Annotated in this window: 21 protein-coding genes; 19 read left to right on the top strand and 2 right to left on the bottom strand. The window is 40.9% G+C overall.

Annotated elements, in window-relative coordinates:
* Positions 1–9 precede the first annotated feature (9 nt).
* The 19 genes from H4I94_RS07815 to H4I94_RS07725 all read left to right on the top strand — a co-directional run bounded on the left by H4I94_RS07815 (position 10) and on the right by H4I94_RS07725 (position 20,952).
* The gene (locus H4I94_RS07815; protein WP_261182683.1) at positions 10–1,032 is read left to right on the top strand and encodes an NAD-dependent epimerase/dehydratase family protein; all 1,023 of its coding nucleotides are present in this window, start codon (positions 10–12) and stop codon (positions 1,030–1,032) included.
* 4 nt (positions 1,033–1,036) lie between these two features.
* Entirely contained in the window at positions 1,037–2,254 is a 1,218-nt protein-coding gene (locus H4I94_RS07810; RefSeq protein WP_261182681.1) for a lipopolysaccharide biosynthesis protein, read from the top strand.
* Between the two features lie 370 nt (positions 2,255–2,624).
* Positions 2,625–3,575 carry an O-antigen polymerase gene (locus H4I94_RS07805; protein WP_261182680.1) on the top strand — a complete coding sequence of 317 codons (951 nt, stop codon included), beginning with the start codon at positions 2,625–2,627 and terminating at the stop codon, positions 3,573–3,575.
* Complete coding sequence (locus H4I94_RS07800; RefSeq protein WP_261182679.1) at positions 3,572–4,108, top strand: acyltransferase; 537 nt, start codon at positions 3,572–3,574, stop codon at positions 4,106–4,108. Before H4I94_RS07805 ends, H4I94_RS07800 begins: the two co-directional genes overlap by 4 nt.
* A gap of 29 nt (positions 4,109–4,137) precedes the next feature.
* Complete coding sequence (locus tag H4I94_RS07795; protein WP_261182678.1) at positions 4,138–5,256, top strand: glycosyltransferase; 1,119 nt, start codon at positions 4,138–4,140, stop codon at positions 5,254–5,256.
* On the top strand, positions 5,253–6,347 hold the full coding sequence (locus tag H4I94_RS07790; RefSeq protein ID WP_261182677.1) for a glycosyltransferase: 1,095 nt from the start codon (positions 5,253–5,255) through the stop codon (positions 6,345–6,347). The genes H4I94_RS07795 and H4I94_RS07790 overlap by 4 nt, the downstream gene beginning before the upstream one ends.
* Positions 6,344–7,492 (top strand): glycosyltransferase family 4 protein, encoded by a 1,149-nt coding sequence (locus H4I94_RS07785; protein WP_261182676.1) that lies wholly within the window; start codon positions 6,344–6,346, stop codon positions 7,490–7,492. Before H4I94_RS07790 ends, H4I94_RS07785 begins: the two co-directional genes overlap by 4 nt.
* Before the next feature lie 46 nt (positions 7,493–7,538).
* Positions 7,539–8,078, top strand: coding sequence for a serine O-acetyltransferase (locus H4I94_RS07780; RefSeq protein ID WP_261182675.1), 540 nt, complete (start codon positions 7,539–7,541; stop codon positions 8,076–8,078).
* A 21-nt stretch (positions 8,079–8,099) separates the two neighbouring features.
* Positions 8,100–8,708: a sugar transferase gene (locus tag H4I94_RS07775; RefSeq protein ID WP_261182674.1), complete on the top strand. Its 609-nt coding sequence runs from the start codon at positions 8,100–8,102 to the stop codon at positions 8,706–8,708.
* Complete coding sequence (locus tag H4I94_RS07770) at positions 8,708–9,361, top strand: acetyltransferase (protein WP_261182673.1); 654 nt, start codon at positions 8,708–8,710, stop codon at positions 9,359–9,361. Before H4I94_RS07775 ends, H4I94_RS07770 begins: the two co-directional genes overlap by 1 nt.
* A gap of 31 nt (positions 9,362–9,392) precedes the next feature.
* The gene (locus H4I94_RS07765; protein ID WP_261182672.1) at positions 9,393–10,568 is read left to right on the top strand and encodes a DegT/DnrJ/EryC1/StrS family aminotransferase; all 1,176 of its coding nucleotides are present in this window, start codon (positions 9,393–9,395) and stop codon (positions 10,566–10,568) included.
* Between the two features lie 111 nt (positions 10,569–10,679).
* Complete coding sequence (locus H4I94_RS07760; protein ID WP_261182671.1) at positions 10,680–12,554, top strand: polysaccharide biosynthesis protein; 1,875 nt, start codon at positions 10,680–10,682, stop codon at positions 12,552–12,554.
* Between the two features lie 13 nt (positions 12,555–12,567).
* Positions 12,568–13,443, top strand: coding sequence for a UTP--glucose-1-phosphate uridylyltransferase GalU (gene galU, locus H4I94_RS07755; RefSeq protein WP_261182670.1), 876 nt, complete (start codon positions 12,568–12,570; stop codon positions 13,441–13,443).
* A 1,488-nt stretch (positions 13,444–14,931) separates the two neighbouring features.
* Positions 14,932–15,546, top strand: coding sequence for a sugar transferase (locus H4I94_RS07750; RefSeq protein WP_092820071.1), 615 nt, complete (start codon positions 14,932–14,934; stop codon positions 15,544–15,546).
* A 16-nt stretch (positions 15,547–15,562) separates the two neighbouring features.
* Positions 15,563–16,438 (top strand): UTP--glucose-1-phosphate uridylyltransferase GalU, encoded by an 876-nt coding sequence (gene galU, locus H4I94_RS07745; RefSeq protein ID WP_261182668.1) that lies wholly within the window; start codon positions 15,563–15,565, stop codon positions 16,436–16,438.
* 11 nt (positions 16,439–16,449) lie between these two features.
* Positions 16,450–17,706: a nucleotide sugar dehydrogenase gene (locus tag H4I94_RS07740; RefSeq protein WP_261182717.1), complete on the top strand. Its 1,257-nt coding sequence runs from the start codon at positions 16,450–16,452 to the stop codon at positions 17,704–17,706.
* A gap of 2 nt (positions 17,707–17,708) precedes the next feature.
* Positions 17,709–19,379 (top strand): glucose-6-phosphate isomerase, encoded by a 1,671-nt coding sequence (gene pgi, locus H4I94_RS07735; RefSeq protein ID WP_409976732.1) that lies wholly within the window; start codon positions 17,709–17,711, stop codon positions 19,377–19,379.
* Complete coding sequence (gene galE, locus H4I94_RS07730; protein ID WP_261182666.1) at positions 19,372–20,388, top strand: UDP-glucose 4-epimerase GalE; 1,017 nt, start codon at positions 19,372–19,374, stop codon at positions 20,386–20,388. The genes pgi and galE overlap by 8 nt, the downstream gene beginning before the upstream one ends.
* A 30-nt stretch (positions 20,389–20,418) precedes the next feature.
* Positions 20,419–20,952 carry a serine O-acetyltransferase gene (locus H4I94_RS07725; protein WP_261182665.1) on the top strand — a complete coding sequence of 178 codons (534 nt, stop codon included), beginning with the start codon at positions 20,419–20,421 and terminating at the stop codon, positions 20,950–20,952.
* Positions 20,953–21,033: 81 nt separating this feature from the next.
* On the opposite strand, the gene H4I94_RS07720 is transcribed toward H4I94_RS07725, so the two are convergent.
* A complete protein-coding gene (locus H4I94_RS07720; protein ID WP_261182664.1) occupies positions 21,034–22,407 on the bottom strand; it encodes a phosphomannomutase CpsG in 1,374 nt (457 codons plus the stop codon).
* Between the two features lie 61 nt (positions 22,408–22,468).
* A complete protein-coding gene (glmS, locus tag H4I94_RS07715; RefSeq protein ID WP_261182663.1) occupies positions 22,469–24,307 on the bottom strand; it encodes a glutamine--fructose-6-phosphate transaminase (isomerizing) in 1,839 nt (612 codons plus the stop codon).
* Between the last annotated feature and the right edge of the window lie 2 nt (positions 24,308–24,309).

Below are 24,309 nucleotides of genomic sequence, written 5' to 3'. Positions count from 1 at the left end.
GGAATAAATATGAGCCAATATCAAACTGTATGTGAGCAATTAAAACAGGCACCTAAAACGTGGTTAGTCACTGGTGTTGCAGGTTTTATTGGCTCCAACTTGTTAGAAACCTTATTGAAGTTGGATCAGAAAGTTGTAGGGCTAGATAACTTTGCAACCGGTCATCAATATAATCTGGATGAAGTGCAGGGTTTGGTTACTCCTGAGCAGTGGGCAAACTTTAGCTTTATTGAAGGTGATATCCGTAAATTTGAAGATTGTCAGAAAGCTTGTGCTGGCGTGGATTATGTCTTGCATGAAGCAGCTTTAGGCTCAGTACCACGTTCGATTGCCGACCCGATCACCACCAATGAAACTAATATTAGTGGCTTCCTGAATATGTTGACTGCGGCACGTGATGCGCAGGTTTCAAGTTTTACTTACGCAGCCAGTAGTTCGACTTATGGTGATCACCCAGCCTTGCCAAAAGTAGAAGAGCATATTGGCAATCCATTGTCACCTTATGCAGTAACTAAATACGTCAATGAGCTTTATGCTGATGTATTTGCACGCACGTACGGTTTTAAAGCGATTGGTTTACGCTATTTTAATGTTTTTGGAAAACGTCAAGACCCAAATGGTGCTTATGCCGCAGTCATTCCAAAATGGACAGCGGCCATGATTTCCGGTGAAGACGTGTTTATTAACGGCGATGGTGAAACCAGCCGTGATTTCTGTTTTATTGAAAACACCGTTCAGGCCAACATTTTAGCTGCAACAGCAAATGATGAAGCTAAAAACCAGGTTTATAATGTGGCGGTCGGTGACCGTACCACTTTAAATGATTTGTTTAATGCCATTAAAGCTGCATTAAATGAAAATGGTGTGACTTATACTAAAGAGCCTGTATATCGTGATTTTCGTGCTGGGGATGTTCGTCATTCACAAGCAAGTGTTGAAAAAATTGAAAAATTATTAGGCTATGATCCAAAATTTTTAATTTCACAAGGAATTGATCAAGCAATGCCTTGGTATATTAGCTTTTTAAAATAAAGTTATGTCAATTAAAAAAAATATAGCTTTACTGATGGGGGGAACTGCATTAGCCCAAATATTCACTTTTGCAATTTCTCCCTTATTGGCTAGATTATATAATCCTGATGATTTTGGGGTTTTAGGTATAGTTTTATCTGCCAGTAGTATTATAGCTGTGATTGCACATTTAAGACTAAATCTAGCAATAAACTACGCTAAAAATATAGGTGAGGCATATGTAATTTTAATAACAGCAGCAATATTATGTATTCCTATTGTTTTTTTAGCTACAGGTATATTAAGTTGTTTTGTATATCTATTTAATATAAGCGGTTATAGTCTAATAATATATTTTTTTATTATTATTTTAGCAATATTAAATGCATATATAGATCTACTTACATATTGGAATAGTTATTTACATAATCATAAGATTTCTGCTAAGAATTCAGTGGTAAGAAGTTTTCTTACAGGTTTTTTTCAATTATCTTTTTATAAATTTTCAGGTTTGTCTTTGATATTAGGGGTTATATTTGGAACTCTTATTTCTTTTATATCTTTTTTAAAAGATAAACTTATATTTAAAGAACTAAGATTTTTGCACTTAAAAGAAATAAAAAATACTGTATTTAAATATAAAGAGTTACCTCTATATAGTATGCCACAAGGATTCCTTGCCTCTCTAAGCTTGAATTCTGCACCTATATTATTAGCTAGCAATTTTAGTGTAGCTATAGCAGGTCAATATTGGTTGGCTTATAGGTTATTAATTGCACCTATATCAATTATTGGTACTACCTATAGGCAAGTAGTGATGCCAATTTTTGTTAAAAATGATTTTGCTTATAATAAAAAAATTGTCTTTAAGCATACAACTTATTTATTCCTTACAATACTTCCAATAATTATTATACTATTTTATGTTTTTCCTCTAATTTTTAGTATAGGCTTTGGTGAGAAATGGAAAGTTGCAGGTTATTTTGCAAGTTGGTTAGTACTAGGTTTTGGGTTTGATATAATTAAGGTTCCAGTATTCTGTTTTTTACAGGCATATAATAAACATAAGTTTCTACTGGTATATGAAGTAATATTAGGTTTGTTTAGATTTTTTGCTTTATTTATAGGTAGTATGTTTTTAAATTATATAGATGTTATTAGTGTTTTTTCTGTAGTCAATATGATGTTTTCATCTATCTTAATAGTTTCTTGTATTTTTTCTAAAAATATGCCGAGTAATTAATTTTATGATATTTATTATATATTTCCCACTTATTTTGATATCATTATTTAATTTAATATATTTTTTATCTAAGAAACCACACAATATTGGTTTACACATTTTAAATTTTATATATTTCTTTATATATGGTTTGGCTGGTTGTTATAGTATATTTCAATATAATGAACAATTAGATCTATATGTTAACTTAAATAGACAAGATTATTATATCGTATTTTCTTGTATTTTGGTAACTCTATCATATTTTATTTCTTTATATTTTTATAATTTTTTTCAGAAAATTAGTTTCTTAAAATTAAATTTAAAACTGAATTTTAATTCAATAAAAGTAGCGTCAATAATATCATTTTTTTTGTGCTCAATATTTATATTGGTTTATATCTCTCAATATGGTGGATTTACTAAAGCACTAGCAGCTACATCAGCTATTCGAGCGGGATTTGGTGAGTTAGAAGAAGGTGCATCCGGAGCAACTTTCGTTAAATACCTTATGCCAATAGGTGTGTTCCCTCTTCTCTATAGCACTTTCATGCTATTAGATACTAATAATAAAAAATATATATTACTTTTTATTATTAGCTTTTTACAAGTATTTATAGCATTTTTATTAATGGGCGGTAGAACGAGAATTGTTATTTATTTAACGTCTATAATAATAATTTACTTATATATGAAGGGAAAGAGTATAAGATTTTATCATATTATTAAATTCTCTCCTATTTTCTTGCTAGTTTCTTTTTTTATTATTTTTGGAAAACAGTTTTTTTCATCATTTGATGCTATTATCAAAGGTGAAAGTATTAAGGAAACTTTTTTAGAGAAAGAAAGCTCAAGTTTTTTTGAGTCATCTGTTGGGTACTTTTGCCATCGGACCTATTCAATAGAAATGGCATTGATTGAGTTTGATAAATCTAATTTTATATATTGGTTTAAAGATAATTTTCTATCTTTATTATACTTTATACCTGAAAGAATTACAGGTATTGTTAAACCAAATAGTATTAGTTTATATAATACTGAAATGTTAACAGGTATTAGTTCGTCAATGATTCCCCCAGGAATAATTGGTTATGGTGTATATAGTTTATGGTTTCCAGGAGCTTTTATAGCTGCAATTATATATAGCTTTATTTTTTCTTTTATGGACAGAATTTATCTGTCAAATTTAGATAGAAAATATTCATTGATTATTGTGCTTCCAATATTAATTGTTTGGGGGCTATATGGTTCTACTGGCGATTTTAAGATTATAGTAAACTCGATCTCTTATATATTAATATTTCTAATTATTATGTTTATCTACTCTAGGATTAAAGGATGATGAAAATAATTAATCTAGTTTTTGATTTGTTTTTCTATATGTTATTAGGCTCAATAAAATACGCTAGGAGAAGAGGAGTCAAAGTTGGTGAAAATTGTCGACTATATACCAAAAATTGGGGCTCTGAACCTTTTCTAATTAGTATGGGAGATAATGTAACAATTACATCGGGTGTAAAATTAATAACACACGATGGTAGTACCTGTTTAGTTAAAAATGCAGAAGGTAAACGTTATCAACGTTTTGCTCCAATTGAAATTGGTTCAAATGTTTTTATTGGAGTAAATTCTATTATTATGCCTGGTGTTACAATTGGATCAAATGTAGTAATTGGTGCAGGCTCTGTGGTTACTAAAGATATTCCCGATGATAGCGTAGCTATTGGTGTACCAGCAAAAGTGGTTTCAAGTTTTGCTGACTATCAAGTCAAAATTCAAAATACTTGTGCTAATGATAGTGAGTTAGCTGGAATTACTAATTATTTTGAGCGGGTTGAGCGTTCATTAGAAATTCAAGCGCAAAAATCGAATTAATTGTTAATTATATATTTAAGGGGCTAATTATGTTGAGTAAAGTTATGTTCTTTTTGCCAAGCTTGGGTGGTGGTGGTGCAGAACGTACAGTCATTCAACTGGCAAATAGCTTTGCTGAACAAGGATTAAATATTCATTTAGCTGTCTGTAACTTAAATGGTGAAAAAGCTAAATTGTTACCTGAAGTCAGTCCTAAAATTGAATTGATAAATTTGAATTGTGGTCGAGTGATGAATGGCATTACGCCATTGAAATTATGCCTGCAAGCCGAGCAATACGATTGCCTAGTCGCTACCCAAACTCATACAAATATTGTGGCAGGAATTGCGAAAAAATTGGCAGGGGTAAATACTCGACTGATTTTCCGTGAAGTATCCACACCTTCAAAAAATATAAAGCTGCAAGGCATTGCCAAGTTTGTGTTAAAAAGCTTAGTAAATTGGACTTACCCAATGGCACAGCAAGTGGTATGCGTATCTAAAGGCGTTGAAGCAGATTTTCGTGACTATTATGGTTATAAGAAAAATAATCTCAACACGATTTATAACCCTGTGCTGGATGATACCTATTTTGAAAAACTCACAGCGCCTGTAGCACACAAATTTTTTAATGAGACGAATAAAGTCATTTTAGCAGTGGGTCGTCTGACTGAAGCCAAAAACTTTGGTTTTCTAATTCGTTCTTTTAAAGCCTTGCATGATCAGCATCCTGATACGCGACTCATTATTTTGGGTGAAGGTGAACTACGTGCTGAGTTTGAAGCTTTAGTTGCAGAATTAAGCTTAAAAGATGTTGTCGATTTACCGGGCTTTGACTCGAATCCTTATGCCTATTTTAAATACGCTGCGTTATTCGTTTTAAGCTCAAATTGGGAAGGCTTACCGGGCGTATTGATTCAAGCACTTGCATCTAAAGTGAAAGTGGTGAGTACCGATTGTCCAAGCGGTCCGATGGAAATTTTGGACAATTCCAAATTTGGCTTCTTGGTGCAATGTAATGATCAAGCAGGTCTAACACACGCCATGCAACAGGCAATTTTTGCTGACTATGTACAATATAAAGAGGCTGATTTTACAGCACACATTCAGCAGTTCCATAAGCAAACGATCTTGAAGCAGTACCTGAATATGATGGAGTCTGCATCATGAGCAAGCCTGTAATGGTTCATGTGATCACCAACTTTGCGGGTGTCGGCGGGGCAGAAATGATGCTGTCACGGCTGATTCAGCAAACCCAGTATGAATATGATCATGTGATTATTGCATTGATGAACGTATCTGATGTTTATGCCGATACGCTGGCTTTGTGTCAGTCATACTACGCTTTAAACTGGAATGGTCTAAACACTTTAAGTATCCTCAAAAAGCTGCGTAATTTACTGCAAGCATTGGCTCCAAAAGCGGTGCAATGCTGGATGTATCATGCCAATGTGCTGACCAGTCTCAGTGTTATAGGGTTAGCGAATCAACCAAATGTGTTTTGGGGGATCCATCATTCGCTCGCTTCACCTAAAGATGAATCCATCAGTACTAAAGTTGCTTTAGCACTGAGTAAAATACTCGCAGTGAAGCCCAGAGGCATTGTTTATTGTGCGCATTCTGCTTTGGAGCAGCATCAAAACTTTGGCCTGAACAATGCCAATTCACAGGTGATTGCCAATGGCGTATCTCTGGATAAATTTCAGCCTAATCCTGCGCTTAACCATCCCACAGTGATTGGTTTTGCCGGACGTTATCACACGGCTAAAGGCTATCCCTATTTATTTGAGGCTATGGCCAAACTGAAAGATCAGCCGGTGATGTTTAAAATCGCAGGCAGTGGCGCGAGCCTGAGTAATCCTGAGGTTAAAGCTTTATTTGAGCAATATCAATTGGATGAAAACAAAGTGCAGTTGCTTGATCAAATCTCTGATATGCCGGCCTTTTATCAATCCATTGATGTTTTCCTGATGACCTCGATTACCGAAGGTTTTCCTAATGTGCTGGTGGAAGCGATGGCATCCGGTTTACCTTGTATCAGTACCGATGTCGGTGATGCAAAATATATCGTGCAACAGCTGGGTTCAATTGTTCAGCCACGCGATGCTGCTGCCTTGGCAAAAGCCATTATGGATTATGTTCATTTAAGTCCAAGTCAGAAACTTGAACTGAAGCAGTTGACCCGTCAGCGCGTGGAACAGAATTTTAGTATCGAATATGTCAGTCAGCAGTATCTGGCAGCGTGGAGACAGCAGGCATGAAGTTTTTAATGATTTGTAGCTATCTTCCTTCAGCCTTGAACTTTAGGGGAAAACTGTTAGAGGCGATTCATGCTCAGGGTTATGAAATTCATGTGTTTGCACCTGATTTGACGGATTTTCCCGATGAATTAAAGCAGTTGCAGCAGATGGGTTATCAGGTGCATTGCATCCCCATGCAGCGCGCAGGCACCAATCCACTGGCCGATCTCAAGCTGCTGCAAAACCTGTATCAGATGATCCGCCAAATTCAGCCGGATATGGTGCTGAGCTATACCATTAAACCGGTGATTTACGGGACACTGGCGGCATGGTTGGCGCGGGTGCCTAAACGTTTTGCCTTGATTACCGGGCTGGGTTATGCCTTTCAAAATATTGAATCGGGCAAACGCAGCCTATTCCAGAAACTGGTACATGGGCTCTATGCCCAGGCACTGAAACATGCTGAAAAAGTCTTTTTCCAAAATCCGGATGATCTCAAGCTATTCCAAGACATGAACTTGCTTGATGCCAATAAACCGACAGTGGTAGTCAATGGTTCAGGGGTGAATGTGCAGGATTTTGAGCTCTTGCCTTTACCACTCAATGAAGAAGGGCAGGTGAAAGCTTCATTTCTATTGATTGCCCGTTTGCTCGGTGATAAAGGTGTACGCGAATATGCCGAAGCTGCCCGCATCATCAAGGCTCAATATCCTGAAACGGAATTTCATCTGGTCGGCTGGATTGATGACAATCCCTCTGCGATTTCGCAAGCTGAGCTGGATACCTGGGTACAGGAAAAAACCGTGAAGTATTGGGGTAAACTGAGTGATGTGCGTCCGGCCATCGCTGTAAGTTCGGTTTATGTATTGCCTTCTTACCGGGAAGGAACTCCGCGTACGGTCTTGGAGGCTATGGCGATGGGTCGTGCCATTATTACCACCGATGCACCGGGCTGCCGTGAGACGGTGAGTAAGGGCGTAAATGGCTATCTGGTGGCGGTTAAATCGGTCGATGATCTGGTGCAAAGCATGCTGTATTTTATTGAAGATACCCAGCTGATTACCTATATGGGACAGCGTTCCCGGGAAATAGTACTCAATAAATATGATGTGCATCAAGTGAACCGGCATATGCTGACAGAAATGCAGATCATTGCTAAGCCATGATCGAGATGAGTTGGGTGCACAGGATAAATAATTCAGAGATGGTCTTATGATCGTGAAATACATTAAAAGTGACTTGTATCGTTATACCGGAAAGATCAGCTTTAAACTCTTTTTAAAAAATTATTTGTTTAATCGTGGTTTTAACTTTTCAGTCTGGTTGCGACTCGCCAGCGCAAAATCCATTTGGGCAAAATTTGCTTATCCCATTTATTATTATAAGAAAAAGCAATATGGCATTGATATTCACATCACCACAAAGATTGGCTATGGTTTGTATATCGGTCATGGCGGGCCATTGGTGGTAAATCCTTCAACAGTCATTGGGAATAATGTAAATTTGTCGCAATTTAGCACCATTGGTGCGAATGGGGGACGTCAGGCTGCCGAAATCGGCGATAATGTTTATATTGGTCCTCAGGTCTGTATTGTGAACCAGGTTAAAATTGGATCTAATGCAACGATTGGGGCGGGTAGTGTCGTCACCAAAGATATTCCAGACGGTGCCACCGCTGCGGGCAATTATGCGAAAGTGTTGCATATGAACAATCCGGGTAGATTAGTGAATAGACGTTGGACCAATCTTTAATATATAAAATGAGTGAAATGAATGTTAAAGCGTGTTCTGGATTTTGTGATTGCCTCTACAGCCTTGCTGCTGTTGTCTCCAGTCTATTTTTTTGTGGCCTATAAGGTACGTAAAAATTTAGGCTCACCGATCCTGTTTCGTCAGGTACGTCCAGGTTTAAATGGCAAGCCCTTTGAAATGATCAAGTTCCGAACCATGAAGGATGCTGTGGATGAACAGGGTAATCCATTACCGGACAGTGAACGTTTAACGCCTTTTGGTCAAATGCTACGTTCTACCAGCCTGGATGAAATGCCGGAACTGTGGAACGTGATTAAGGGTGATATGAGTATTGTCGGCCCGCGCCCTCTGCTGATGGATTATCTGCCACTTTATAGCCCTGAACAAGCCAAACGCCATGATGTACGTCCGGGCATGACAGGTCATGCACAGGTCAATGGCCGTAATGCAATTAGCTGGGAAGAAAAATTTAAGCTGGATACCTGGTATGTTGAAAATCAATCCACATGGCTCGACTTTAAAATCATGTTTAAAACAGTACATAAAGTTTTAGCAAAAGATGATATCAGTGCCGAGGGTGAAGCGACCATGACACGCTTTACTGGCTCACAACACAAGGACGAAACATAATGAAAGCTTTATATATTGGTGTGTATGGTGCAAGTGGTTTTGGTAAAGAAGTTATGCCATTGGTTCGTCAACAATTTCCAACCTTTGCCAAAGATAACTTTGTTTTCATCGATGATGGTCAAGCTGGCAATAGTTTAAATGGCTATGCTGTTCTAAGTTATCAGGATTTTCTCGCTCAACCAAATACACATAAGGCTGTAACAATTGCTATCGCGAATAGTCAAGTTCGTGAAAAACTGGTTCAGCGTTTAAATGAGGACCAGATACAGCATCTAGATGTTCATGCAGGCAATACAGTTATTCTAGATGAGGTGCATATTGGTGAAGGGAGCTTACTTTGTCCTTTCACTTGTCTGACATCCAATATCAAAATTGGAAAATTCTTTCATGCCAATATTTATAGCTATGTCGCTCATGATTGTGTCATTGGTGATTACGTTACCTTTGCTCCCGGGGTGAAATGCAATGGCAATATCCATATTGAAGACCACGCCTATATTGGTACAGGTGCCGTGATTAAACAGGGGACACCCGACAAACCTTTAGTAATTGGTAAGGGGGCTGTAGTGGGTATGGGCGCTGTAGTCACCAAAAGCGTTCCACCGGGTGTAACAGTTGTGGGTAATCCTGCACGAATTCTAGAGAAAAAATAAGCTTTTCAATTTTAAAAATTCAGGAAACATCATGTTAAACACTGCATTTGAACCATGGCCAAGTTTTACTCAGGAAGAAGCGGACGCGGTTTCCCAGGTTTTATTGTCGAATAAAGTCAACTACTGGACCGGACAGGAATGCCGTGAGTTTGAAAAAGAATTTGCCCAGTTTGCAGAAACTAAATATGCAGTCGCCCTGGCTAATGGAACGGTAGCGCTGGATGTCGCACTCAAGGCATTCGGTATTGGCGCAGGGGATGATGTGATTGTGACTTCACGCACCTTTCTGGCCTCAGCCAGCTCTATTGTGACGGCTGGGGCAAATCCGGTCTTTGCCGATGTCGAGCTGGACTCCCAGAATATCTCCCATCGTACCATTGAAGCGGTCCTTACACCCAATACCAAGGCCATTATCTGTGTGCATCTGGCAGGCTGGATGTGTGACATGGACCCAATCATGCAGCTGGCTTCCGATAAAGGCCTGTATGTGATTGAGGACTGTGCCCAGGCGCATGGCGCAAAATATAAAGGCAAATCTGCCGGTTCAATCGGCCATGTCGCGGCCTGGTCTTTCTGTCAGGACAAGATTATGACCACAGGCGGTGAAGGCGGCATGGTGACCACCAATGACGAAACCCTGTGGAAAAAAATGTGGTCCTATAAAGATCATGGCAAAAACTTTGACAGCATCTATAACAAGCAGCATCCACCGGGTTTCCGCTGGCTGCATGATTCCTTTGGTACCAACTGGCGCATGATGGAAATGCAGGCAGTTATTGGGCGCATTCAACTGAAAAAAATGCCGGAGTGGACTGCAAAACGGCTTGCCAATATGCAGAAAATTTATACCGCATTTGCAGACAGCCCATATTTTACTGTCCATCGCCCATCCGATGACTATGTACATGCTGCCTATAAATGTTATGTACAAGTCAATAATGAAAAATTGCCTGAAGGATGGTCACGTGATCGCATTATGGGTGAAATTAATGCGCTGAATGTGCCTTGTTTTAGCGGTTCCTGTTCAGAAGTCTATCTGGAACATGCGTTTGATGGCACGTCATGGCGCCCGGCACAGCGCCTGGCGAATGCACAAAAACTTGGCGATAACAGTCTGATGTTCTTGGTGCATCCTACCTTAAGTGATGAAAGTATTAACAAAACTGTGACGGTAATTCAACAGGTCATTAATAGAATAGTTGCTTAAACTTTTGCAAGAGAAATGCACCGTATTCGGTGCATTTCTCTATTATCACTCTAAGTTACCAATAGAATCATGATTCATTAAAAATTTATTAGAATTGAGACAACGTACCCAGTGAAATCGATCATTACGCCTTTCGTAGAATCACCGCGAGCCGCCAAACTTGCATTTTTAATTATTCTGGATTTTTGTACTTTTCCGGTCTTGATCTGGCTATGTTATGCGATTCGCCTTTTTGATTTAGGCGCAGAGGTAGTGCCTCATCTGGCTTTTGGTGCAGTTTGGGTGAGTGTCATTGCCGTTGCATCGCTTTTGCTCTGTGGGGTTTACCGCTTTATTGTCCGTACTTATAATGAAGTGTTTATGATCAAAATAGGACTGGCGACTGCATTGGCTGTCTTCGGTCTTTATGCCTTGGCTTATTTTACCCCGGCATTTATTCCGACCTCTATTCCGCTGATGTTCGGCTTTATGATGTTTGCCTGGATCTGGTTTAGCCGTGGCATTATCCGCTTTATTATCCGTTCCTATTTGCAGGCTGACGTACAGAAAAAACGCATTGCGATTTATGGCGCGGGTAATGCAGGCCAACAGGTTGCTGCTGCACTTTATCGTTCCAATGAGCATTTACCGGTCATGTTTATTGATGACAAACGCTCATTGACTGGACAGCAGCTGGGGCGACTTAAAGTCTATGATGCCCAGACAGCCCTAAAGCTCATGAGTAAGCAAAAAATTGATGAAATTCTGATTGCTTTGCCTTCAGTCGGACGGGTCCGTAAAAGTGAAATCATTAAATTTTTAGAACCGGCACATTTAAAAATTACCGAGATTCCGGGATTGACCAAACTGGTCGATGGTGAAATCCGGATTTCTGATATTCAGGAAGTAGATATTATTGACCTGCTGGGACGCGATCCGGTGCCGCCCGTAGCAGAGCTTCTGGCCAAGAATATTAAAGATAAAGTGGTGATGGTCACCGGTGCAGGCGGCTCTATAGGTTCAGAGCTGTGCCGGCAGATTGTGAAAAACCAGCCGGCAAAAATCATTATTTTCGAGTTAACCGAGTTTGCCCTGTATAGCATTGATAAAGAATTACGTTTAATGTCTCAGTGTGAGATTATTCCGATTCTGGGCTCGGTGCTGGAGCAGCAAAAACTGGAACGTGTGATTGAGCAGTATGCAGTGCAAACCGTCTATCATGCGGCAGCTTATAAGCATGTACCGCTGGTAGAGTGTAATCCGCTAGCAGGGCTTAAAAATAATGCAGTAGGGACAGCATTCAGCGTTAATGCTGCGGTCAAAAAAGGCGTCGAAACCTTTGTCCTGATCTCAACCGATAAAGCTGTACGTCCAACTAACGTCATGGGTGCCAGTAAGCGCATGGCAGAACTTTACTGCCAGGCGATGGCAGAAGCGCAACAGCAGACCCAGATCAGTATTGTCCGTTTTGGTAATGTGCTCGGTTCTTCCGGCTCAGTGGTACCCTTGTTCAAGCAGCAGATTGCCAAGGGTGGACCGATTACAGTCACTCATCCGGATGTGACCCGTTACTTTATGACTATTCCGGAAGCCTCACAGCTGGTGATTCAGGCCGGTGCCTTAGGCGTTGGTGGTGATGTGTTCCTGCTAGATATGGGCGAGCCAGTGCGTATCCAGGATCTGGCCCGTCAAATGATTGCCTTGAGTGGGTTGAAAGTTCGTGATGAGCAGCATCCGGAGGGCGATATTGAAATTCAGTATGCCGGTCTGCGTCCAGGTGAAAAACTCTATGAAGAATTACTGATCGATCAAGAAGACACTGAAATTACCCAGCATAGCCGTATTCTTAGATCTTTTGAAAAGCATTATGCACTGGATGAACTGCTTCCTGTGTTTGATCGCCTGAATATTTTAACTGCGATTCCGGAAGATATTGATTGGGCCTTACAGCGCATGGAACAGTATGTCGATGGTTATCAACGTGGTAAAGAAATTAAAGTTAATTAAGTGAAGTTTATTTATGATCAAAAAAGCCATTCTCCCGGTTGCAGGCCTCGGTACACGTTTCTTGCCTGCAAGTAAATCCATTCCTAAAGAAATGGTCACTGTGGTTGACCGTCCAGCGATTGAATATGTGGTACGTGAGGCTGTCGCAGCAGGAATTGAACAGATTGTTCTGGTGACCCATTCATCTAAAGCATCGATTGAAAATTATTTCGACCGGAACTTTGAGCTAGAAACGACGCTTGAAAGTAAAAAGAAATTCGATTTGCTGAAAGAAATTACCGAGATTTTACCCCCTCATGTGAGTGTAATCAGCGTGCGTCAGCCCCAACCACTCGGTTTAGGTCATGCCGTGCTCTGTGCCAAAGCAGTGATTGGAGAAGATGACTTTGCTGTTTTACTGCCCGATGTACTGGTGAAAGATTCTGATTCGGTTAATGACCTAAGTTTAATGATTCAGCGTTTTAATTCATCTCAAGCCTCACAAATTATGGTGGAAGCTGTGCCTGATCATATGGTCGATCAATACGGTATTGTCGATGTTGCAAGTTCACCTTTAGAGGGTGAAAGTATTAAAATGCAAGGGATTGTAGAAAAACCGGCAGTCGGCACGGCACCCTCCAATCTTTCTGTGGTTGGGCGTTATGTCCTGCCTGCCAAGATTATGCAGTTATTGGAAAATACCCCCAAAGGTGCAGGTAATGAAATTCAGCTCACCGATGCGATTGCGGAATTACAAAAGACCGAAACAGTTGAAGCCTATCGAATGAAAGGTCAAACCTTTGACTGCGGCAGCAAACTGGGTTATTTGAAAGCCGTGTTACATTATGGCGTAGATCATCCTAAATTGGGGGCAGACTTTAAAGCTTTAATTCAAGAACTTGCTTTATAAGCTTACAATATGAAAGTTGCAATATTTGGCCAAACAGTTTATGCCGGTATGATGTCTGCACTGCTTTTCGAATGTGGACATCAGGTATAGGCGGATCTATTTCAGCAGTCAATTGTTTACTGAAAAAAGCTGGAAGTGGGTTGCTTAAATATTGTAACTTTTCTGATTTGAGTCTGGAGATAGATGCCTATTTTTTCTGTTTCAATCCGACTAAAGAACACTAGAGCTAGATCTTTTAGAACAATTACAATAGTACTGAATTATTTATGTTTCAACTTCGGTGATGGATGGAACTGAAAAATTTAGGAAAATGCTGATAGATGATCATTGGATTTATCTGCCAGATGTTATTCAGGAATGCAATGCGTTACAAAGTATGGCAAAAGCCGAGCCATTGATAGTAGGCTGTAACCCATCTGAAGTTTAAAACAAAGTCAGGAAATGGTTACATCTTTTATTTCCCATCAGCAATAATACCTATTTATGCCTGTTTTTAATGCTGAATTGACTAAACTTAATATTCGGGAGGGTTGTAACACGGATTGGTTATATCAATGATTGAGCTGTAGTTTAGAGCGATTAGATAGAGTTAGATATTTTTCAATTACTTATATAAAAAATGAACTTGATGTTTTCCAGACATAGTTTAGGGGGGTACCTTTAGTCGGAAAATGCTTCTTCGATTGTTCAACTATTAAATGAAAAATTGATCATAAGAAGCTCCTGTATTACTTGAATTGAGTAAAAAGAAGCATCTTCGAGCTGATGTATTTCAGACGTATATTATGCATGAACGCTAAAAAAATGTAGTACAAATATCCATCAAAAAAAGATCAATTCTTGATTTATGAGAGAGATTGAGTAATTTAAAAGTGGGTTGATGTAGAGGGTAATAATGTGGAAGATAAATTGCATAATTTGGTACATTCGCATTTGTCTTGGCATAATTTAAAATAAATCTTTAATTTTTTTGATAATATACGCGGGTGCCAAGTATTCATAATATTATTGAATAATTGAAATTATTATCTGAAACTTTTTAGAAGAGGAGCAGATGAGCGAGTTTTTAGATTCGAGATGCTAACGGTGAATGCTGATCATATTAAATTTATAGGCAGGATTGATTCTAGAAGGAAGTCTGAAGGCTTAAATGCTGGAGATGTTTCTATAGGTACTCTAACTGAAGGGGTGTATGAACTTGGTGTCGCAATAAAAGCCTACTATTTATTCTAGGGCGGCTAATAAAATGGAATAAGGAATCTGAAGGATCTGCTTTGATTAAGAAGCATAGTTTGGGTTGGTAGTTCATGATAGAAATCCCAAAAGTTGGCTAAAAAGTTTTTAAAAATTAATGATGAATTTCATAATATGAAACATATTTCTGCAAAGCAAACTTTAATAGAGCATTATATTGAACCGGTAGCTATGAAAAAAATTATTTCAATAATAAATGAACTTTATTAAAAATAAGGCCGTAGAGAATTTGTTATGAAAAGACTAATAGATTTTATTATTGCATCTATCGCTCTTATAGTACTTTCGCCTATTTTTGTTTTTGTGGCGCTTAAAGTCCGAAAAAATCTTGGCTCGCCTGTCTTTTTTTATCAAGAACGACCTGGTAAAGATGGTAAACTTTTCAAAATGATTAAGTTTCGTTCTATGAAGGATGCCTTTGATAAAGAAGGTAATCCGTTACCAGATGAGCAACGGATTACTGCTTTTGGACAAAAACTCCGTTCCACAAGCCTAGACGAAATGCCACAGCTTATAAATGTTTTAAAAGGTGAGATGAGCGTGGTTGGTCCACGACCAATGCTTAAGGAATTTGTTGAGCTTTATTCTCCTGAGCAAGCTCGACGTTTGGAGGTTAGACCGGGAATGACCGGCTTGGCACAAGTAAGCGGTCGTAATGAACTGGATTATGAAGATCGTTTTAAATGTGATGTTTGGTATGTAGACAACCATAATATTAGGATAGATTTTAAAATTATGTGGAAAACAGTGGGCGTAATGACAAGGGGTGATGGTATTAATGCTCCTGGGCATGTAGGACCTTCATTGTTCCAGGGTAATGAACCTAAAGATGACTCAAAAGTATGTTAGGTTAAGCTTAGTTAATATGATCAAAAAAGCTATTCTCCCAGTCGCAGGTCTAGGCACACGTTTTTTACCGGCCAGTAAATCTATTCCTAAAGAAATGGTCACTGTGGTTGACCGTCCAGCCATTGAATACGTGGTACGTGAGGCTGTTGCAGCAGGCATTGAACAAATTATCCTGGTAACCCATTCTTCCAAAGCCTCCATTGAAAATTATTTTGACCGGAACTTTGAGCTGGAAACCACACTTGAAAACAAAAAGAAATTTGATTTGCTTAAAGAAATTACTGAAATTCTCCCTCCCCATGTCAGCGTGATTAGTGTACGTCAACCACAACCCCTAGGTTTAGGTCATGCCGTGCTCTGTGCGAAAGCAGTGATTGGAGAAGATGACTTTGCCGTGTTACTGCCTGATGTATTGGTAAAAGATTCAGATACGGTTAATGATTTAAGCTTGATGATTCAACGTTTTAACGCATCTCAAGCTTCACAAATTATGGTGGAAGCTGTGCCGGATCATCTGGTCGATCAATACGGCATTGTAGATGTTGCAAGCTCACCTTTAGAAGGTGAAAGTAGCGTGATGCAAGGGATTGTAGAAAAACCGGCAGTTGGGACTGCACCCTCCAATCTTTCTGTCGTAGGGCGTTATGTGTTACCTGCCAAGATTATGCAATTATTGGAAAATACCCCCAAAGGTGCAGGCAATGAAATTCAGCTCACCGATGCGATTGCAGAATTACAAAAGACCGAAACGGTTGAAGCCTATCGAATGAAAGGTCAAACCTTTGACTGCGGCAGCAAACTGGGTTATCTCAAAGCCGTGTTACATTATGGTGTAGATCATCCTAAATTGGGTGAGGACTTTAAAGCGCTTATCCGGGAACTTGCATTATAAGGCGGTGAATGATGAAGGTTGCAGTATTTGGACAAACCCTGTATTCAGGTGTTCTGTCAGCATTGTTGGCCGAATGCGGCCATCAGGTGTATTGGTGTGATTTTCTAAAAAAAAGTGCTTTAGAACAAGCCTATGCCCAAGATGATGCAGTCAAACAGTTACTGGATAAACAGGAAAAAAATGGTTTTTTAAAATACTGTCACCTGAATGACATTGCCTTGGATATGGATGCCTATTTCTTTAGTTTTAATCCGACTGAAGAAAATTTAGGCATTGAAATATTAAAAGAAATCGGCCAGCGTCAAATTATTCATCCTAAACTGATGATTAACGCGTCCACACTAGGCTTGCATGGTACCGACGAATTACAAAAGTATTTACCTGAAGATGACTGGGTGTATTTACCCGATATTATTCAGGAGGGGAATGCCTTGGCCAGCATGACTCAAGCCGAACAGTTGATTGTGGGCTGTGAGCAAAGCAAGGTTCAACTCAAAATCCAGGAATTATTGCGTCCATTATTTCCACGCCATCAGCAATATCTATTTATGCCCATTTTAGATGCTGAATTTACCAAACTCAGCATTTCAGGCATGTTGGCGACACGCATTAGTTATATCAATGACCTGGCTGTCGTGGCTGAAAAACTGGGGATTGATATCGAGCATGTGCGTCAGGGCATGGCAGCGGATAGCCGGATCGGGTCGTCCTATCTGTATCCAGGTGCGGGTTTTGGCGGAGAGAACTTCTCGCATGATATTCTTACTTTGGCCAATACCGTGTCCGGGACAGGGGCTAAAAGTCAGCTGTTGGCTCAGGTTTGGGAAATCAATGAACAGCAAAAAGAGTTGCTGTTTAGAAAACTATGGAATTATTACCATGGCAATTTAAAAGCTAAAACGGTGGCAATTTGGGGTGCCTCTTTTAAAGAAAATACGGCACGTATCCAGCAGTCCCCCATTCATACCATGCTGAAAGCCTTATGGGCACAGGGCGTAACGGTCAAGCTGCATGATCCGCAGGCCTTGGCGGAAATTGAGAAAGTCTATGGTCATCGTGCGGACCTGATTTATTGTACTGACCAGTATGAAGCCGTAAATGGCGCACATGCCTTATGCCTGTTAACTGCCTGGAAACAATATTGGAGTCCGGATTACCCGACTTTATTAAAAATCATGCGGCATCCGCTGATTTTGGATGGTCGAAATATTTATGATCCAGACTATGTGAAAGGTCAGGGATTTGCCTATATGGGGGTAGGGCGTTAATGATGAATCAAGCACAACCTTATCCAGTAGAAGAGATTGATAGTGTTCTAAACAAGCTGCTGAACTTGAAAAATGAATTGAAAAATAAACATTTAAGCGATTACTTTGCAGAAGATCATGAGCGTTTTCAAAAATTCTCTGTAAATTTAGACAATGTGATTTTTGATTTTAGCAAGCATCGGATCAATCAGGCGGTACTTGACCATTTGGTTGAATGGGCACATGCACAAGAGCTCAAGCCCTGGATTAAACGGCTATTTTCTCGTGAAGCCATTAACTATACCGAACAGCGTGCAGTGATGCACTGGGCATTGCGTTTGCCTCCGCATGATCAACAGCATGCTGAAGTTGCAGCGCAGGTTCATCAGCAACTTCAGCGCATGTATGCCCTGGTGGAAAAAATCCATGCCGGTCAGTTTCGCGGTGCGACCGGGGAAGTGATTCAGGATGTGGTCAATATTGGGGTGGGAGGGTCAGATCTTGGACCAGTGATGGTCAGCCATGCTTTATCAGATTTTAAAAAACAGACCACCAAGCCTTTAGATGTACACTTTGTCTCGACCATGGATGGCAGCCAGCTTTCAGCGTTGTTGCATCAGCTGCGCCCCGAGACCACTTTATTTATTATCTCATCCAAGTCTTTTGGCACCATTGATACTTTATCCAATGCACAAACCGTGCGTTTGTGGCTGGAAAAAGCACTTGGTCAGCATCCGCATATTCTCAAGCACCATTTTATCGGAGTATCCACCAAACCCGAGAAAATGACCGAATGGGGCATTGCGCCTGAAAATCAGTTGTTGCTCTGGGACTGGGTCGGCGGGCGCTATTCGCTCTGGTCGTGTATTGGTTTGCCGATTGCATTAACCATTGGGATTGAAGGCTTCAAGCAGCTGCTGGCCGGGGCTTATGCCATGGATCAGCATTTCCGGAATGCTCCTTTTGCACAGAATATTCCGGTGTTGATGGGTTTGCTGGGTGCCTGGAATGCCAACTTTCTAGATATCCAGACCCATGCCATTTTGCCTTATGATGGCCGTTTAAAATATTTTGCTTCGTATTTACAACAACTGGAAATGGAATCGAATGGCAAATCGATTCAACGTACAGGTGAGCATGTTGAAACCAATACTTGCCCGATTGTGTGGGGCGAGGTCGGACCGAATGCCCAGCATGCTTTCTATCAGTTATTGCATCAAGGTACACAAGCGGTCAGCTGTGATTTTATTGCTCCTGTAAAACGCTATAATGCCCAGCAATTTACTTATGTAGACAATGCCGAGGCCTTGATCGAGCAGCATCATTTGGCACTGTCCAACTGTCTGGCACAGTCGCGCTTGCTGGCATTTGGCAATCAGGCCTTGGATCAGGCTGAACTTAATGATTTACCGGCCTATAAACAATATGCAGGCAATCAGCCCAGTAGCACCATTTTACTTAAAGAGCTGACACCCTATAGCCTGGGGATGCTGATTGCCATGTATGAACATAAAGTGTTTGTACAGTCAGTGTTATGGAATATTAATCCCTTTGACCAGTGGGGCGTTGAAAAGGGCAAGGAAATTGCCAATCAACTGCTGCCGATTTTAAGTGGCGAAAGTCAGAACATTTCAGAGCTGGATGCCTCGACTCAAGGTTTATTAAAGATACTATTAGGAAAAACCCATGGCTAAAATTTTGGTGACTGGCGGTGCAGGCTATATTGGCTCGCATACCTGTGTAGAGCTGTTAAATTCAGAGCATGATGTCATTGTGCTGGATAATCTCTGCAATAGTTCGGAAGAATCTTTAAACCGTGTACAACAGATCTGCGGAAAAACCCTGACTTTTGTGCAAGGTGACATTCGCGATGCACAGGTTCTAGATCAGGTTTTTCAGCAGCACCACATTGATGCTGTGATTCATTTTGCCGGTTTAAAAGCGGTAGGGGAAAGCCAGCAAATTCCACTGGCATATTTTGACAATAATATTTCTGGCTCCATTCAACTGGTACAGGCCATGCAGCGCGCTGGGGTATTTAATCTGGTCTTCAGTTCATCGGCCACCGTGTATGATGAGGCCAATGTCTCGCCTTTAAATGAAGACATGCCTACAGGTATGCCAAGTAATAACTATGGTTATACCAAACTGATGGTTGAACAGCTTTTACAGAAATTGTCCTTGGCAGATGAACACTGGTCGATTGCTTTATTACGTTATTTCAACCCGGTCGGTGCGCATAAAAGTGGCCTTATTGGGGAAGATCCGCAAGGCATTCCGAATAACCTGATGCCATTTGTTACTCAGGTGGCAGTGGGCCGCCGTGAAAAACTGGCGATCTTCGGCAATGATTACGATACAGCTGATGGAACTGGCGTGCGCGATTATATCCATGTGGTGGATTTGGCGAATGCGCATTTGTGTGCTTTGAATAATCGCCTTATGGCAAAAGGCTGTCGTGCCTGGAATATTGGAACAGGTCAGGGGTCATCGGTTTTAGAAGTGGTGAAAACGTTTGAACGGGTCAACCATGTGCCAGTCGCCTATAGCATTGAGCCGCGTCGTGAAGGCGATGTGGCAACTTCATTTGCAGACAATAGCCGTGCCGTGCAAGAGTTAGGCTGGAAACCGCAATATACTCTGGAAGATATGCTGGCAGACAGCTGGAACTGGCAAAAGCAAAATCCGAAAGGGTTTATCTAAGATCCGATCATGAACAGACAGGTGAATTCGATGATCTTGAAATTAATTTTGAGTGATTTATATCGATATACAGGCAATCAAAAACTGAGTTCTTTCATTAAAAATTATTTTTTTAATCGAGGGTTTAATTTTTCTGTCTGGCTTAGAATCGCCAGTTCCAAAACCTGGCTTGCCAAGATTGCCTATCCTGTTTTTTATTATAAAAAGAAAAAATATGGCATTGATATTCATGCCAATACAAAAATTGGCTTTGGCTTATATATTGGTCATGGCGGACCATTGGTGGTGAGTCCAACGGCAACCATAGGCAATAATGTAAATTTGTCGCAATATACCACCATCGGTGCAAATTTAGGTCCGGCGGCGATGATTGGGGATAATGTCTATATCGGGCCGAATGTGTGTATTATTGAAAATGTTAAAATTGGCAATAATGTCACCATCGGTGCGGGCAGTGTAGTGACCAAAGACATCCCTGAAAATGCGACTGCTGCGGGTAATTATGCCAAGGTGCTTAATTTTGAACAGCCAGGAAAGTTTGTGAACAAAAGATATAAAATTTAAATGACTGGTTTTTAAAATAAAAAGAGCTCAAATTGAGCTCTTTTTATAAGATGGCAATACCAGGCGATTGCCATCTTATTTTTAATGATTGCCTTGAATCAGCAGGGTCAATTCATCGACATAATCCTGTATCGGTTCAGGATTTCTATCTGCACGGCTTTCAATATTTAAGCGCAGTAATGGCTCGGTATTGGAAGCACGTACGTTTAAACGCCATGCGCCAAAATCCAGGCTCACACCGTCTGTTCGATCAATGACCGGATTTTGACCGGCATAGTGATCAAAAATCTTGTGAATGGTCGTTTGGGTATCTGCCACTTTGAAGTTGATTTCGCCTGAACATGGGAATTTTGCAATCATTTCTTCTACCAGGGCGGACAACGGTTTTTGGGTTTCAGACAATACTGACACCGCTAACAGCCATGGAATCATGCCGCTATCGCAATAGGCAAAGTCACGGAAATAGTGGTGCGCACTCATTTCTCCACCATATATGGCATTATGCTCGCGCATTTTTTCTTTAATGAAAGAATGGCCTGATTTAGACTGGATCGCTTCACCCTGGTATTGTTCAACAATGTCAAAGGTATTCCAGACCAGACGCGGGTCATGCACAATTTTCTCACCCGATTGTTTCAGCAAGAACGCTTGTGCCAATAGACCCACAATATAATAGCCTTCAATAAACTGGCCTTTTTCATCAAACAGGAAGCAACGGTCAAAGTCGCCATCCCAGGCAAGCCCCATGTCAGCCCCATGCTCAATGACGGCTTGACGCGTGCTATCCCGGTTTTCAACCAGCAGCGGGTTGGGAATGCCATTCGGGAAGGTACCATCGGCTTCATGGTGAATTTTAATAAATTCTACCGGTACATTCAGAACCTTGAATTTTTCTTCAATCGCATCAATTACATGACCTGCTGCACCATTACCCGCATTTACCACCAGTTTCATCGGTGCGATCTTGCAAGGTTCGATGTAAGTCATGAGGTGATCTACAAATTCAGGCAGGATATTGTATTTTTCAGTCGTGCCTTTTACGGCAACGTCATTAAATATGCCAGATTCAGCTAGAACTTGAATCTCTTTAAGGCCTGTATCTGCACTGATTGGGCGGGCATTTTCACGCACCAGTTTCATACCGTTGTAATCCATCGGATTATGACTGGCAGTCACTTCAATGCCACCTTGAACATCGAGGTGGAAGGCAGCAAAGTAGACTTCTTCCGTTCCCGTCATGCCTAAATCGAGTACCTTAACACCTGCATCATTTAAACCGCGAATGGTCGCCTGTTTCAGGCTTTCACTGCTGAGACGAATGTCACAACCAATGACCACTGTTTTAGGTTGATAGATTTGTCCATAAGCCCGGCCAATTTTATAGGCAATGTCTTCATTTAATTCTTCACCCAATTTTCCACGAATATCGTAGGCTTTAAAACAACTCAGGGTCATATTCTTTTACTCTTTCCTTTGCAAGAAAAAGGCCGGTTACCCAGCCTTATATCAAAATTTATTATTCCACCGTGACCGATTTTGCCAGGTTACGCGGCTGATCGACATCCGTTCCACGTAAGACAGCCACATGGTAGGACAGCAGCTGTACAGGAATACTGTAAACAATTGGCGCAAGAATCGGACTGATACTTGGTACATGAACCACATGCTGACGGTCTTTGCCTTTAATGCCGCTGTTTTCGTCGGCAAAGACAAACAGTTCGCCACCACGGGCCTGAACTTCTTCCATATTGGATTTGAGCTTGTCGAGCATGTCGTCTTGCGGAGCCAGAATCACCACCGGCATGTCATTGTCTACCAGTGCCAATGGACCATGTTTCAGTTCACCTGCTGCATAACCTTCGGCATGAATATATGAAATTTCTTTCAGTTTTAATGCGCCTTCAAGAGCAATTGGGAACTCGGTACCACGGCCTAAAAACAGGCAGTGCTGTTTTTCTACAAACAGCTCGGATAAACGCAAAATGTCTTTATCTTGCTGTAGGGTATCTAGGATAACTTTAGGCGTATGCCATAAATCAGTGGTAATGGCAGTAATTTGTTCAGCCGAGATGCTTTGCTTCACTTGACCAATCTTCAGTACCAACAACATGAGTGCGGCAAGCTGCGTGGTAAATGCTTTGGTTGACGCAACGCCAATTTCAGGTCCGGCCAGGGTTAGCAGGCTATAATTGGTTTCACGCACCATTGAAGAGGTAGCCACATTACAAATGGTCATGGTGGTAATGTTTAAACTTTTTGCAGCAGCGCGTTTTTGGGTATCGCGCAGTGCAGCCAAAGTATCGGCAGTTTCACCAGATTGAGAAATACACACATACAGTGTGTTATTGACAATCACAGGGGTGCGGTAACGGAATTCGCTGGCAATTTCCACCTGACAAGGCAGGTCAATCAGCTGCTCAAACCAGTATTTTGCAATCATGCCGGCATGGTAACTGGTCCCGCAGGCAATAATTTGCACCTGTTGAATTTTTTCAAAATCGCCCACCGCATTTTTCAAGAAATCTTCGCGCAAATCGTTGCCATTCAAGGCTTGGGAAATGGTTTGCTGAATCGCTTCAGGCTGCTCATAAATTTCTTTGAGCATGTAGTGTTTATATTCGCCTTTAGATGCATTGCTGACGGTGGCATCCAGCTCTTTTACTGGACGGTTCACCAATTGCCCATCCACAAACACTTCAATGCTGTTGCGGGTTAAACGTGCAATATCACCTTCTTCCAGGTAAATAAAACGGTTGGTAATTGGCAGCAGCGCCAATTGATCCGAACTGATAAAGTTCTCGCCAATCCCGACCCCAATGACCAGAGGTGAACCTTCACGAACGGTAATCAGTTCATTCGGATGATCGGTATGCACGATACCCAGTGCATAAGCCCCTTTGAGCTGGGGTACAACCTGCTGAACCGCTTCTAGAAGGCTAGAGGTTGATTTCAATGCATCATTGACCAGATGTGCGACAACTTCAGTATCCGTTTGTGAAGTAAACACATAGCCCAGGGTTTCAAGATCATCTTTCAGTTCTTGATAGTTTTCAATAATGCCGTTATGCACCACAGCCACCGTTCCAGAAACATGCGGATGGGCATTATTTTCAGTCGGTTTACCATGGGTTGCCCAACGGGTATGGGCAATCCCCAGTGAGCCTTCGATATTCGATTCACTTACCGCCTGTTCCAGATTGATCACTTTACCTACACGGCGTTCGCGCAGGACATGACCGCCATTGATCAGCGCAACACCCGCTGAATCATAGCCACGGTATTCAAGGCGCTTTAAGCCTTCAATTAAAATATTGCTAATATTACGTTCTGCAACGCCACCGACAATTCCGCACATAT

Origin of the sequence: Acinetobacter sp. T_3_1 (assembly GCF_025377055.1) — a bacterium.
GTDB classification, from domain to species: domain Bacteria; phylum Pseudomonadota; class Gammaproteobacteria; order Pseudomonadales; family Moraxellaceae; genus Acinetobacter; species Acinetobacter kookii.
Note: the sequence above shows the minus strand (reverse complement) of the source record. Positions and strands in the feature narration are given on the sequence as shown.

Excerpts from the sequence above, each read along its gene's own strand:
- H4I94_RS07800 (WP_261182679.1), top strand. The coding sequence starts at position 3,572 with ATGATGAAAATAATTAATCTAGTTTTTGATTTGTTTTTCTATATGTTA.
- galU (WP_261182670.1), top strand. The coding sequence starts at position 12,568 with ATGATCAAAAAAGCCATTCTCCCGGTTGCAGGCCTCGGTACACGTTTC.
- H4I94_RS07765 (WP_261182672.1), top strand. The coding sequence starts at position 9,393 with ATGTTAAACACTGCATTTGAACCATGGCCAAGTTTTACTCAGGAAGAA.
- H4I94_RS07720 (WP_261182664.1), bottom strand. The coding sequence starts at position 22,407 with ATGACCCTGAGTTGTTTTAAAGCCTACGATATTCGTGGAAAATTGGGT.
- pgi (WP_409976732.1), top strand. The coding sequence starts at position 17,709 with ATGAATCAAGCACAACCTTATCCAGTAGAAGAGATTGATAGTGTTCTA.
- H4I94_RS07795 (WP_261182678.1), top strand. The coding sequence starts at position 4,138 with ATGTTGAGTAAAGTTATGTTCTTTTTGCCAAGCTTGGGTGGTGGTGGT.
- H4I94_RS07780 (WP_261182675.1), top strand. The coding sequence starts at position 7,539 with ATGATCGTGAAATACATTAAAAGTGACTTGTATCGTTATACCGGAAAG.
- H4I94_RS07750 (WP_092820071.1), top strand. The coding sequence starts at position 14,932 with ATGAAAAGACTAATAGATTTTATTATTGCATCTATCGCTCTTATAGTA.
- glmS (WP_261182663.1), bottom strand. The coding sequence starts at position 24,307 with ATGTGCGGAATTGTCGGTGGCGTTGCAGAACGTAATATTAGCAATATT.
- H4I94_RS07770 (WP_261182673.1), top strand. The coding sequence starts at position 8,708 with ATGAAAGCTTTATATATTGGTGTGTATGGTGCAAGTGGTTTTGGTAAA.
- H4I94_RS07775 (WP_261182674.1), top strand. The coding sequence starts at position 8,100 with ATGTTAAAGCGTGTTCTGGATTTTGTGATTGCCTCTACAGCCTTGCTG.
- galE (WP_261182666.1), top strand. The coding sequence starts at position 19,372 with ATGGCTAAAATTTTGGTGACTGGCGGTGCAGGCTATATTGGCTCGCAT.
- H4I94_RS07725 (WP_261182665.1), top strand. The coding sequence starts at position 20,419 with ATGATCTTGAAATTAATTTTGAGTGATTTATATCGATATACAGGCAAT.
- H4I94_RS07740 (WP_261182717.1), top strand. The coding sequence starts at position 16,450 with ATGAAGGTTGCAGTATTTGGACAAACCCTGTATTCAGGTGTTCTGTCA.
- H4I94_RS07790 (WP_261182677.1), top strand. The coding sequence starts at position 5,253 with ATGAGCAAGCCTGTAATGGTTCATGTGATCACCAACTTTGCGGGTGTC.
- H4I94_RS07785 (WP_261182676.1), top strand. The coding sequence starts at position 6,344 with ATGAAGTTTTTAATGATTTGTAGCTATCTTCCTTCAGCCTTGAACTTT.
- H4I94_RS07815 (WP_261182683.1), top strand. The coding sequence starts at position 10 with ATGAGCCAATATCAAACTGTATGTGAGCAATTAAAACAGGCACCTAAA.
- galU (WP_261182668.1), top strand. The coding sequence starts at position 15,563 with ATGATCAAAAAAGCTATTCTCCCAGTCGCAGGTCTAGGCACACGTTTT.
- H4I94_RS07810 (WP_261182681.1), top strand. The coding sequence starts at position 1,037 with ATGTCAATTAAAAAAAATATAGCTTTACTGATGGGGGGAACTGCATTA.